Source organism: Microbispora sp. CSR-4 (assembly GCF_008033685.1).
GTDB lineage: Bacteria > Actinomycetota > Actinomycetes > Streptosporangiales > Streptosporangiaceae > Microbispora.
Genome location: NZ_VJVX01000045.1, coordinates 22496 through 34420 on the forward strand (window position 1 = coordinate 22496; position 11925 = coordinate 34420).

The following is an 11925-nucleotide window of genomic DNA, read 5'->3' on the forward strand; positions in this document are numbered from 1 at the left end:
GCAACTACAACCTCGTGCTCTAAAGTGGGAGGAGATTCGTCCGTTTCGAAGGGGTTATAAGCCGTGCACGTGCCCGATGGGTTCTTCGACGTTCCCGTGTCCGTCGGTGCCGGAGTCTTCGCCGCCGCCGGGGTGGCCGTGTGCCTTCGCGGCGCGAAACGGGAGCTCGACGACAGAACGGCCCCCATGGCGGGCCTGGTGGCCGCGTTCATATTCGCGGCGCAGATGCTCAACTTCCCCGTGGCGGCCGGCACCAGCGGTCACCTGCTCGGCGGGGCCCTGGCGGCGATACTCGTCGGGCCGTACACCGCCGTTTTATGCGTCGCGGTCGTGCTGCTCGTGCAGGGGTTCTTCTTCGCCGACGGCGGGCTGACCGCGCTGGGCGTCAACATCACGCTGATGGCGATCGTGACCTCGGTCGTCGGCTGGGCGGTCTTCCGGCTGATCACGCGGGGTGCGCCGCGCGGGCGGCCGACGCTGGTGGCCGCGTCGTTCGTGGCGGCGCTGGTCTCCGTGCCGACGGCGGCGCTCGTGTTCACTGCCCTGTTCTGGCTCGGCGGCACCGCGCCGATCGAGCCGGGCTCGGTCGCCGCCGCGATGGTCGGCGTGCACCTGCTCATCGGGCTCGGCGAGGGCTTCATCACCGCGCTCACCGTGAGCAGCGTGCTGGCCGTGCGTCCCGACCTCGTGTACGGCGCGCGCGGCATGACCAGGACGCTGACGCTGCGCACCGCCGACGGGGACGTCGAGGTCGGGCCGGCGGCTCCGGAGGCTCCTCCGGCCCGGATGGGCCTGCGCCCGGTGCTCGTGGGCGGCGCGCTCGTGGCCGTGCTGCTGGCCGGTGTCGTCTCGTTCTACGCCTCCAGCGCCCCCGACGGGCTGGAGAAGGTGGCGGCCGACAAGGGCCTGAGCGCGCAGGAGAAGCCGCACGCGGCGGAGAACGGCCCGCTGGCCGGATACAGCGTCAAGGGCGTGGAGAACCAGCGGCTGTCCAACGGCCTGGCCGGGGTGGCGGGCGTCGCGCTGACGGTCGCGGCCGGAGGCGGCGTCTTCTACGTCGTCCGCCGGCGCAGGCGCGGAACCGACGCCATGACGCCCGCGAGCGCCCGGTGAGCCGCGCGAGCTCGACGGCCACGACGGCCACGACGGCCACGACGGCCACGACGGCCACGACGGCCACGACGGCCACGACGGCCACGACGGCCACCGCGCCGCCGAGGCCGTGAGCGGCCTGCCCGCGTGCCGGGCGGGACGGGGCGGCGATGATGACGGCGATGATGACGGCGATGATGACACGGTGAGTGCGAAGTGAGTGCCGGACACCATCACCCGATCTACCGGCCCGCCGACACGCCCGTCCACCGGCTGCCGCCCCAGTGCAAGCTGGCGGCGGTCGTCGCGTTCGCGGTGTTCGTGGTCGCCACGCCGCGCGAGCGCTTCTGGGCGTTCGCCGTCGACGCGCTGCTGCTGGCCGCCGTCGCGGTCGCCGCCCGGGTGCCGGCCGGCGTGATCGTCCGGCGCATGGCGATCGAGGTGCCGTTCGTGTTGTTCGCGCTGGCGATCCCCCTGATCGGCACCGGCGAGCGGGTGCAGGTGCTCGGCCTGTCGCTGAGCGCCCCCGGCCTGTGGGCGGCCTGGAACATCCTGGCCAAGGCCACCTTGGGCGTGGTCGCCTCGATCCTGCTGGCGGCCACGACCGAGCCCCGCATGATGCTGCTCGGCGCCGAGCGGCTGCGGCTGCCCCGGCTGCTCGTGCAGATCGCGACGTTCATGCTGCGCTACCTGGACGTGATCCTCGACCAGATGCGGCGCATGCGGATCGCCAGGGAGTCGCGGGGATTCGTCGCCCGGGACCTCCGGCAGGCCCCCGTGCTGGCGAAGTCGGCGGGCGCCCTGTTCATCCGCGCGTACGAGCGGGGGGAGCGGGTCCATCTCGCCATGCTGAGCCGCGGCTACATGGGCGAGATGCCGACGATTAGGGATATATCAGCAACTGGGCGAGACTGGGCGATGGCGGGCATGCTGCCTTGCCTCGCCGCGGTGACGGCCCTACTGGCGTGGAGCACGACATGACCCCCGGCAGCCCCTCGCTCACGGTGAGCAGGCTCGCGTACGCCTACCCCGACGGGACACAGGCGTTGTACGGCGTGGACCTGACGATCGAGCGGGGGGAGCGGGTCGCCCTGCTCGGCCCGAACGGCGCGGGCAAGACCACGCTCGTCATGCACCTCAACGGCATCCTCACGGCAGGCCACGGGACGGTGGAGGTGGCCGGGCTCCCCGTACGCGCGGACACCCTGCGGGAGATCCGCCGCCGGGTCGGGCTGGTGTTCCAGGATCCGGACGACCAGCTCTTCATGCCGACGGTGCGGGAGGACGTCGCGTTCGGCCCGGCCAACCTCGGGCTGCGCGGCGCGGAGCTCGACCGCCGGGTGCGCGACGCGCTGGAGCGGGTCGGCATGCTGGACGCGATCGACCGGCCGCCGCACCACCTGTCCTTCGGCCAGCGCCGTCGGGTGGCGGTGGCCACGGTGCTGGCGATGGAGCCGGAGATCCTCGTGCTCGACGAGCCGTCGTCGAACCTCGACCCGGCCTCCCGCCGCGAGCTGGCCGAGATCCTCAAGAGCCTGGACGTGACCGTGCTGATGGTCACCCACGACCTGCCGTACGCGCTGGAGCTGTGCGAGCGCTCGCTGGTGATGTCCGAGGGGGTGATCGCGGCCGACGGGCCGACGCGCGAGCTGCTCGCCGACGCGCGGTTGCTGGCCGCGCACCGGCTCGAACTTCCCTACGGCTTCGCCGTCCCTGCTCAGCCGGGGTGATGGATAAGTAAAGTGGGCCGGAGCTGAGGAGGTCCCGACGATGAAGCTGCGGCTCGCCCGCCAATCGCTTTCCAACGCCGTCGTGGTGGTGGCCGTGGAGGGGGAGCTCGACTTGTTCACGGCTCCGTTCCTGCGTGACGAGATACGGGACGCCATACGCGACGACGGCCCGACACTCGTGCTGGACCTCGCCGAGCTGTCGTTCATGGACTCAAGCGGGCTCAGCGTGCTCATCGAGGCCTGGCGGCTCGCCACGAGCGAGGGTGGCGCCGTATGCCTCGCCTCGCCGCAGCCTCCGGTGGCCCGCATCCTGCGTACGACCGGCCTGGATCGGCGGATCAAGGTCTACCCCGACGTCGATACCGCGATTTTGCAGCACCCCGAGTAGAACTTCATTCGGTTCGCGCGTTAAGGTCCGGCTATGGATCTGAACGGAGCAGCAGCAATCATCTCGGGCGGTGCCAGCGGCCTCGGCGAGGCCACGGCCCGCGAGCTGGCCCGCGTCGGCGCGACCGTGGTCGTGGCCGACCTGAACGCGGAGCGCGGCAAGGCGCTGGCCGACGAGATCGGCGGCGTGTTCGCCCACACCGACGTGGCCGACGAGGCGTCGGTGCAGGCCGCGGTGGAGGCGGCGGTCGCCACCGGCAAGCCGTTGCGCGCCGTGATCAGCAGCGCCGGCATCGGCTGGGCCGAGCGCACGGTCAACCGGGACGGCTCGCCGCACAACCTGGCGTCCTACCGCAAGGTGATCGACGTCAACCTGATCGGCACCTTCAACCTCATGCGCATCGGCGCGGCGGCCATGGCCAAGACCGAGCCGGTGGACGAGGACGGCGCCCGCGGCGTCGTCATCAACACCGCGTCGGTGGCCGGCATCGAGGGCCAGACGGGCCAGGTGGCGTACTCCGCGTCCAAGGGCGGCATCATCGGCATGACCCTCCCCGCGGCCCGCGACCTCGCGGCCATCGGCGTGCGCGTGCTGACCATCGCCCCGGGCATCATCGACACCCCGATCTACGGGAAGATCGGCGACAAGAACGCCGAGGAGTTCAAGGCCAAGCTCATCGCGCCGGTCGCGTTCCCCAAGCGGCTCGGCAAGGCCTCCGAGTTCGGCCACCTGGTGCGCGTGCTGATCGAGAACGACTACATGAACGGCGAGGTCATCCGTTTCGACGGCGGCATCCGCTTCCAGCCCAAGTAAGGCGAGTGAGGTCAGGTGTCCGAGGTCAACTCCGGGCCGGCCGCCGAGCCGGACGCGGTACTCGTAGAGATCGTCGACGGCGGCGTGGCCGTCGTCACCATCAACCGGCCCAAGGCCAGGAACGCCGTGAACGGCGCGGTGGCGCGCGGGATCGCGGCCGCCATGGACGAGCTGGACGGCAGCCCCGACGTGTCCGCGATCGTCCTCACCGGGGCCGGTGGCACGTTCTGCGCGGGGATGGACCTGAAGGGCTTCCTCACCGGCGACATGCCGGTGGTCGAGGGCCGGGGCTTCGGCGGCATCACCGAGGCGCCGCCCAGGAAGCCCGTCCTCGCCGCGGTCGAGGGATACGCGCTGGCGGGCGGCTTCGAGCTGGCGCTGTCGTGCGACATCATCGTGGCGTCCGAGGAGGCCAAGTTCGGCCTTCCCGAGCCCAAGCGCGGCCTGGTCGCCGGCGCGGGCGGGATCATGCGGCTGCCGCGCCGGATCCCGTACCACGCCGCCATGGAGATCGCCCTGACCGGCGATCACTATCCGGCGGCCCGGCTGTACGAGCTGGGGCTGGTCAACCGGATCACCTACCCGGGCGAGGCGCTCAACGGCGCGCTCGAACTGGCCCGCACGATCGCCAAGAACGCGCCGCTGGCGCTCGCCGCGACCAAGCGGGTCATCGTCGAGTCGGCCGACTGGCCGCTCGACGAGATGTTCCGCAGGCAGAGCGAGATCGTGGGCCCGATCTTCGCCTCGAAGGACGCGATGGAGGGCGCGGCGGCGTTCGCCGAGAAGCGCGCCCCCATCTGGAAGGGCGAGTAGACCGCACCTTCGCAGGGACCCGCGGGAACCGTTCGGGGCGCTCCGTCCAGGGGCGCCCCGAGCCATGTCCGGGCCCGTCGCAGACGTCGCCTCGCGGCCTTCCCGCTTCCCGCCCCTTCCCGCTTCCCGCCCCTTCCCGCTCCCCGCCGCTTCACTTTGCCCGCCTCCCGCTGCTCGCAGGGGCCGGACGCCGGGCGAGCGCGAAGCCGGGTCAGAGCGGGTCGCCGAGCGGGCCGTGCTCCTCCTCCAGCGCGTCCGCCCAGTGGGCGGCGAAGTCCGGCTGGGTGCCGTCCACGTCGGTGAAGCCGTACTCCTTGTAGAGCCCCCAGGTGGCCAGCGCGCGTCCGGTCTTGGCCATGACGCCGGGGTCGGCGGCCAGGGCGGCGACGGCCCGTCCCAGGTAGGCGGGGGTCTCGGAATGGGCGAAGTGAGGATCCTGCGCGATCGCGTCCCGCCAGGTGGCCTCGGTCACGCCGAAGTGGTCGAGCATCGCCTCCGACCGCAGATAACCCGGCGTGATGGCGACCGCCGCCACGCCGTACGGCTTCAGCTCCGCGGCCTGGGCGACGGCGAGGCGGATCACGGTGGACTTGGCGATGTCGTAGAAGAACACGCCGCGATAGCGGGCGGTGTTGCCGTCGGTGACCTCCACGACCAGGCCGCTCCGGCGGGCCACCATCAGCGGAAGCGCGAACCGGCTCGTGATGATGTGCGTCTCCACCGCCCGGCGCAGCACGCGCAGGCCGGTGTCGATGTCCTGCTCCCACAGGGGATGCTCCCAGTCCATCAGCGCGTCGCCGCCCCACACCGAGTTGACCAGGACGTCGAGCCGCCCGTCCCGCTCGGCGGCGATCCGGTCGACCAGGGCGCGCACCTGCTCGGGGTCGCTGTGGTCGGTGCGCACCGCGATGCCGGTGCCGCCGGCGGCGGTGACCCGCGCCGCGGTCTCCTCGATGGTCTCCGGGCGGTCCAGGTCGGAGCGGCCGGCCGTGCTGCTGCGGCCGGTGACGTAGACCGTGGCGCCCGCGGCCCCGAGCTCGACGGCGATGCCGCGTCCGCCGCCCCGCGTGCCTCCGGCGACCAGGGCGACCTTCCCGGCGAGCGGCTGGGTGTCGTTCATGCGATCTCCTTCGAGCGGGCACGCGGCCGCCGCCTCGCCGGGCAGGGCCAGGATCGCCCCTCGCTGCGCCTCGTGGACGACCAGTGCTGCGGATCGGTCGGGTCCATGCACAGGAACGCCAGGTGGTTCTTGATACTCCCGCCCGGCCCTCCTGGCAACCCCATGGCATGATCCCGCCGGATCAGGGCAGTCCGCTCGTTTGTGAGCGGGACTGCGTACGGTGAAAGCATGAGTGATTCCGGGCCCGGGCTCCCCCGGCCGGGCCGGTCGATGCGGGAGCGAACGTCGGCGCTGCTCACCGGCGCCCTCGGCAGCGCGATCCTGATGATCGTGCTCGTCTCGGTGATGTGGGCGATCGAGATCGTCGACTACGTGGAGGACGGACGGCTCGACAGGTATGGCATCGTCGCCCATGAAACGGACGGCCTGCCCGGGATCCTGTTCGCGCCGTTCCTGCATGCCGGGTTCGGCCATCTGATGGCGAACTCGGTGCCGCTGCTGATCCTGGGGTTCGTGGCCGCCATCCGGGGGATCGGCAGGTTCCTCGCGGCGAGCCTGGTCGTCATCCTGGTCAGCGGGCTGGGCGTGTGGTTCACCAGCCCGCCGGACACCCTGACGATCGGCGCGAGCGGCCTCGTCTTCGGATATTTCGGTTATGTCGTGGCCCGGGGCCTCTTCGACCGCCGGACCCTCGACATCGTGCTCGGCGTCGTGGTCGCCGTGCTCTACTACTCGATCCTGTGGGGAGCCCTGCCCACCCAGCCGGGCGTCTCCTGGCAGGGCCACCTGTTCGGCCTCATCGGCGGCGTGTTGGCCGCCTGGCTGCTGCGCCGCCGCAGGCCCGTGACGATCTGACCCGCGAACGGCTCACGAGCCGGGAGACGGCGTGGCGTTCCCGATCTCGAACGCGGTGGGGTCGTCGACGACCCGGCAGGGCTGCACGGGCCCTTCCGTCAGCCGCCCCGAGAACTGCCAGGCGACTCCCGGGTGGCCGGCGTCCGGCTCCACCGGATTCTCGTTGACCTCGATCATGACGGTCTGCCCCGGCTCGATGAACTCGGGGTGGATGGTGATGCCGTTCTCCGGCCGGATCGCCTTGCTCGACGGCGTGTTCTCCAGTTGCCTCCGGATGCGCGCCTGGACGGCCGGGTCCCTGCTCTCCAGGTCCTTCTTGGCGAAGGAGGTCCGGTCGCCCTTCACGAAGGGAGCGCGCCCGTCGGCGCACCTCTTGCCCAGTGGCAGATAGGTGATGTCGGCGTGCACACCCATCTTCGCCAGGTCCCGCTCGACCTGGTCCGGGTCCCGGAACTCGTTGATCTTGAGGTTGATCGAGCCGTCCGGGTTCTTCGTCAGCGCGTACGCCGGGGTCTGCCCGCCGACCACCAGCGGTACGGCGGCGGCCACCGCGGCGGCGGCGACCACGGCGCCGGCCAGGTATCGGGGCCGGGCGATCCGGCGTACGGCCGGCACGCGCGTCCGCGCCTCACGGGCCACGATCTCCGCCTTGAGCTGCGCGAGCAGTCTGTCCTCGAAAGTGGCGTTCACTTCGTTCCTCCGATCAGTTCCATGACCCCGGGAAAGCGCTGGACATGCCGCCGGTAGAAGGCCTCGAACGCGTCGGGATCACGGGCGAAGCCCGCCGGACCCGTCTGTCTACGGCGCACCGGCGCTCCCCTCGGTCGTGTGAGAAAACACATCCCTGCGTGGACGGAGCGCCGCACACCGTTACAAGGCCGGAGAAACCACCGGCCGGAGAAACGAAAAAGCCGACGGTCCGGAGACCGCCGGCGGGATCGGCGGCCGCCGGAGAGGCGGCCGCCGCGAGAACCGTTAGAGCCGCTCGACCACGTAGTCGACGCAGGTGGTCAGCGCCTCGATGTCGGCAGGGTCGATCGCCGGGAACATCGCGATCCGCAGCTGGTTGCGGCCGAGCTTGCGGTAGGGCTCGGTGTCCACGATGCCGTTGGCCCGCAGCACCTTCGCGACCGCCGCGGCGTCCACCGCGTCGTCGAAGTCGATGGTGCCGACGACGTTGGAGCGCTGCGCCGGGTCGGCCACGAACGGCGTGGTGTACGACGTCTTCTCGGCCCAGGTGTACAGGCGCGAGGCGGAGTCGGCCGACCGGGCGGTGGTCCAGGCGAGGCCGCCCTGGGCGTTCATCCAGTCGAGCTGCTCGGCCAGCAGGAACAGCGTGGCGACCGCCGGGGTGTTGTACGTCTGGTCCTTGACCGAGTTGTCGATCGCGGTCGGGAGGCTGAAGAACTCGGGGACGAACCGGCCGCTCTCGGCGATCTCCGTCACCCGGGCCAGCGCCTTCGGCGAGAACAGCGCGATCCACAGGCCGCCGTCGGAGGCGAAGCTCTTCTGCGGGGCGAAGTAGTAGACGTCGAACTCCTCGGCGGAGACCGGCAGGCCGCCGGCGCCGCTGGTGGCGTCGACGAGGACGAGCGACTCGTCATCGATGACCCGCTTGATGGGCATCGCGACGCCGGTCGAGGTCTCGTTGTGGGTGAGCGCGTAGACGTCCACGCCCTCCTCGGCGACCGGCAGCGGGTGGCTGCCCGGCTCCGCCTTGATGACCGAGGGATCGGCGAGCCAGGGAGCCTTCTTCGCGACCGTGGCGAACTTCGAGGAGAACTCCCCGAAGTGCAGGTGCTGCGACTTCTCCCGGATCAGCCCGAAGGACGCGATGTCCCAGAACGCCGTGGTGCCGCCGTTGCCCAGCACGACCTCGTACCCCTCCGGGAGGGAGAACAGGTCGGTGAGCCCGGCGCGGACGCGGGCGACGAGGTTCTTCACCGGCTTCTGCCGGTGGGAGGTGCCCATCACCTTCGCCCCGGCGTCGGCCAGAGCGGCGAGCTGCTCGGGGCGTACCTTCGAGGGCCCGCAGCCGAAGCGGCCGTCGGCGGGCTTGATGTCAGCGGGAATCACGATGTCAGCCACGGTTCAAGCCTAGTGAGACCTGCGGATGCTCTAGACCATGGTCCGGATTCTGAGACATCATGGTCGGGTTTTAAGATCACACACCACCTGAAGACCGGCACTCCGCCTCCCGGGAGACTTTCGCGTGGCCGACCCGCACGCCGTCATCGAGGCACTGGTTCGCAGGCCGTTCATCTGGCGGGCCGACCGTCCACTGCCTCTGGTCCTCGTCGTCGGCCGCGACGGCGGCGCGTTCGACACGGCCCGGCGCCTCGCCGAGCCCTTCGAGGACTTCCTCCCGCAGGCCACGGTGCGGGCGGGGGAGTACGACACGCTGCGCGAGCTGGTCGAGGCGCTGGCGGGCGAGCACGGCCAGCTCGGCAAGCCGGTCGGCGGCTCGTTCCTGCCCCCGCCGCGGTTCCCGCTCGTCCAGTTCGTGCTGTGGGCGCGGCGTCAGCGCGAGGAGCCGCCTCCCGGGGAGCAGGTCGACGTGCCCGCCCGGACCTGGCCGCCCGATCCCCGGTCGCGTACGGGCCAGGACGAGTTCAAGGAGCGGCTCAAGGACTGGCGCAGGGGCAGGTACGGCGGCGACAGAGGGCGCAGGACCGCGGCGGACTTCATCGGCCGCGCGGCCACCACCTGGGTGCCGGTGGGCACGCTCGCCGTCTGGTCGCTGGGCGGCGCCTCCGACCTGGTCGGCGTGGTCCCGTGGGCGCTGGGCGTGCTCGTCGCCGTCGTCGGCACGTTGATCCAGGCCATGCTCTCGATCCGGGGGTCCTTCTTCAACGGCTGGTTCAGGAAGCAGCCCTACCTCGCCAGGAAGCCCTTCGAACGCCTGCCGAAGTACGCGCTGCGCATCGCCAACGCGAGCGAGGCGGAGATCGAGCGGCTGCTCGTCCACGCGCTGTGCCAGGACCTGCGCCAGGCCTACGGAAAGTGGCTGATCCCGTGGCCGAGCTGGGGGCGCGGCCTCTACGCGATGCTCGTCCTCGACGCGCGCTGGCCCGGCGACGTCAACGAGCGGTTCCTGCGCACCCTGGAGGAGACGGTAGAGGAGACCGGCCTGCTGCCGCCGCTCCTCGCGCTGGCCGCGGTGCCCGAGTCGTTCGCGCCGGGCCGCCGCCCGGTCACCGCCGGCCGGCTGGCGGACCTGCCCGCGCTCGTGTCGGCGTGGCGGACGGCGGCGCGGCGGAGGGTGCCGCCGCTGCGGCTGATGGTCAGCGCGCCCACGATGCCGCTGGACGACGACTATCGGCCGCACCTGCTGGCCCCCCGGATGCGGGCGATCGGCTACTGGTGCGTGATGGCGCTGCTGCTGATCGGGCCGGTCGTCCTGCTGGGACGCATCCAGCAGGACCGGAACGCGCACTGCGGCGGCCTGTCGTGGGTCGAGCGCATCGGCACGGAGTGCGTCGGCGTCGTGAACGCCGACGGCCCGGCCCCGGAGGACATCTTCCCCTCGAAGGACATAAAGGATCTCGTCGCCAGGATCGACGGCAACAACGCACTGGCCAGGAAGGCCGGGACGTACGTAAGCGTGGTGCTGTTCGGCGAATACTCCGTCGCGGAGAACGAGAACGACAGCGCGTTCGTCGGGGCCCGGGCGGAGCTGGCGGCCGTGGAGGAATACCAGCGGGGCGTCTCGAGCGCGCCCCGCCTCCAGGTGCTGGTGGCCAACGCCGGGACCAACTTCGCCCAGGGACGGCGTACGGCCGAGCTGGTCAGCGAGATGGCGGCCGAGGACCCGCGCATGCTCGGGGTGATCGGCTTCCAGCGCAGCGTCAGCGGCGTCGGGGACGCCATCAGGACGCTGCACACGGCGAAGATCCCGATGCTGGTCACCACCGCGACGGCCGACCGGCTCGGGTACGTCCCGGACGGTTCCGCCGGGTCCGACTACCCCTCGCCGTACGTGTTCCGCCTGGGGCCGTCGAACCTGCGGCAGGCGCGGCTGGCCGTCCGGTTCGCCCGCGAGCAGCTCTTCCGCGCCGTGCCCGAGCCGACCGCGGTGGTCGTCAAGGACCAGACGGACAACGACAACTACACGAACAACCTCGCCGACGACTACGTGAGCGAGGCCAGGGCGGAGCGGATCAAGATCACCGAGAGCGTCCCCTACAAGGACCGGGGGACCGGCATGGACATGGCGGTGAGCCGGGCCTGCGCCCACCGGCCCGACCTGGTCCTCTACGCGGGGCGCGCGGCCGACTTCCTCGACTTCCTGCGCTACGTCGAGGGCAAGGACTGCGGCAAGGAGCAGATCAAGGTCCTCGCGGGCGACGACGTCATCAAGGCGGTGGCCAACAGCGGCGCCGAGATCGGGAACTACCGGCGTGTCCGGGTCTACTACGCGGCGCTGGCGAGCCGCGAACTGTGGCGGGACGGCGCGGCGGCGCCCACGGGCTTCCTCCAGGGCCTCCTGGGCGGCCGGCACGCCAAGGAGTCCGACGACAACCTCATCCTCAGCTACGACGCCGTCAAGCTGTTCTACGAGCGCGTCAACGCGGCCTATCGGGGCGGGCTGCCCAGCAGGGGAGACCTGCTCTACCAGATCTCCCTCATCTCCCCGCGCGACAGGTGGAACGGCTCCAGCGGGGTCATCTCCTTCGGCGCCACCGTCCACCAGCCCGAGAACAAGGCCATCGCGATCCTGAAGGTGACCGATTCGGGGAAGTCCGAGGTCGCGGTCCGCTGCGGGCTCCTCGCGACCACCGAGCCCCCGGACACCAGAGGCATCTGCCAGAACCTCGACGCGGAGCGCCCGGTGCCGAACGCCCCGGCGGCTCCCTCGGCCTCGGCCTTGTCCACGGCCCCGCCCACAGCCGGGCCCACAGCCGGGCCCGCAGCCGGGCCAGCGGACTCCGGCCGCTGACGCCTCGGGGCCTGGTCGGGGTCAGGACCACTCAGCGGCAGGACCCGTGAGCCAGCCGTGCGCGTGAGTGAGCCGTACGCGTGAACGAGCCGTACGCGTGAGCGAGCCGTACGCGTGAGCGAGCCGTACGCGGAAACGGCCCGCTCCCCGGAAGGGAACGGGCCGTCACGTGTGC

Annotated in this window: 12 protein-coding genes; 8 read left to right on the plus strand and 4 right to left on the minus strand. The window is 71.4% G+C overall.

Going from position 1 to position 11925, the window contains the following annotated elements:
* Positions 1 to 63: 63 nt before the first annotated feature.
* From FLV34_RS27920 to FLV34_RS27950, 6 genes are all read left to right on the plus strand, one after another.
* On the plus strand, positions 64 to 1113 hold the full coding sequence (locus tag FLV34_RS27920) for an energy-coupling factor ABC transporter permease (protein ID WP_142651129.1): 1050 nt from the start codon (positions 64 to 66) through the stop codon (positions 1111 to 1113).
* 195 nt (positions 1114 to 1308) lie between these two features.
* Positions 1309 to 2073: a cobalt ECF transporter T component CbiQ gene (cbiQ, locus tag FLV34_RS27930; protein ID WP_142651130.1), complete on the plus strand. Its 765-nt coding sequence runs from the start codon at positions 1309 to 1311 to the stop codon at positions 2071 to 2073.
* A complete protein-coding gene (locus FLV34_RS27935; protein WP_147944492.1) occupies positions 2070 to 2822 on the plus strand; it encodes an energy-coupling factor ABC transporter ATP-binding protein in 753 nt (250 codons plus the stop codon). The genes cbiQ and FLV34_RS27935 overlap by 4 nt, the downstream gene beginning before the upstream one ends.
* A gap of 40 nt (positions 2823 to 2862) precedes the next feature.
* Positions 2863 to 3210 carry an STAS domain-containing protein gene (locus FLV34_RS27940; RefSeq protein WP_142651132.1) on the plus strand — a complete coding sequence of 116 codons (348 nt, stop codon included), beginning with the start codon at positions 2863 to 2865 and terminating at the stop codon, positions 3208 to 3210.
* 33 nt (positions 3211 to 3243) lie between these two features.
* Entirely contained in the window at positions 3244 to 4023 is a 780-nt protein-coding gene (locus FLV34_RS27945) for an SDR family NAD(P)-dependent oxidoreductase (RefSeq protein ID WP_142651133.1), read from the plus strand.
* Between the two features lie 15 nt (positions 4024 to 4038).
* Positions 4039 to 4836 (plus strand): crotonase/enoyl-CoA hydratase family protein, encoded by a 798-nt coding sequence (locus tag FLV34_RS27950; protein ID WP_147944493.1) that lies wholly within the window; start codon positions 4039 to 4041, stop codon positions 4834 to 4836.
* Between the two features lie 211 nt (positions 4837 to 5047).
* Here the strand turns inward: FLV34_RS27950 and FLV34_RS27955 are convergent, their stop codons facing one another.
* Positions 5048 to 5956: an SDR family oxidoreductase gene (locus FLV34_RS27955; protein WP_147944494.1), complete on the minus strand. Its 909-nt coding sequence runs from the start codon at positions 5954 to 5956 to the stop codon at positions 5048 to 5050.
* A 228-nt stretch (positions 5957 to 6184) separates the two neighbouring features.
* Between FLV34_RS27955 and FLV34_RS27960 the strand changes: the two genes are divergently transcribed.
* A complete protein-coding gene (locus tag FLV34_RS27960; RefSeq protein WP_142651136.1) occupies positions 6185 to 6811 on the plus strand; it encodes a rhomboid family intramembrane serine protease in 627 nt (208 codons plus the stop codon).
* 12 nt (positions 6812 to 6823) lie between these two features.
* On the opposite strand, the gene FLV34_RS27965 is transcribed toward FLV34_RS27960, so the two are convergent.
* The 3 genes from FLV34_RS27965 to serC all read right to left on the minus strand — a co-directional run bounded on the left by FLV34_RS27965 (position 6824) and on the right by serC (position 8899).
* Positions 6824 to 7501: a hypothetical protein gene (locus FLV34_RS27965; protein WP_142651137.1), complete on the minus strand. Its 678-nt coding sequence runs from the start codon at positions 7499 to 7501 to the stop codon at positions 6824 to 6826.
* Positions 7498 to 7620 (minus strand): hypothetical protein, encoded by a 123-nt coding sequence (locus tag FLV34_RS42745; protein WP_260617490.1) that lies wholly within the window; start codon positions 7618 to 7620, stop codon positions 7498 to 7500. The genes FLV34_RS27965 and FLV34_RS42745 overlap by 4 nt, the downstream gene beginning before the upstream one ends.
* Before the next feature lie 166 nt (positions 7621 to 7786).
* Entirely contained in the window at positions 7787 to 8899 is a 1113-nt protein-coding gene (gene serC / locus FLV34_RS27970; protein ID WP_142651138.1) for a phosphoserine transaminase, read from the minus strand.
* Between the two features lie 124 nt (positions 8900 to 9023).
* On the opposite strand from serC, the gene FLV34_RS27975 reads away from it, so the two are divergent.
* Positions 9024 to 11750 carry an ABC transporter substrate-binding protein gene (locus FLV34_RS27975; protein WP_147944495.1) on the plus strand — a complete coding sequence of 909 codons (2727 nt, stop codon included), beginning with the start codon at positions 9024 to 9026 and terminating at the stop codon, positions 11748 to 11750.
* Positions 11751 to 11925: the final 175 nt, after the last annotated feature.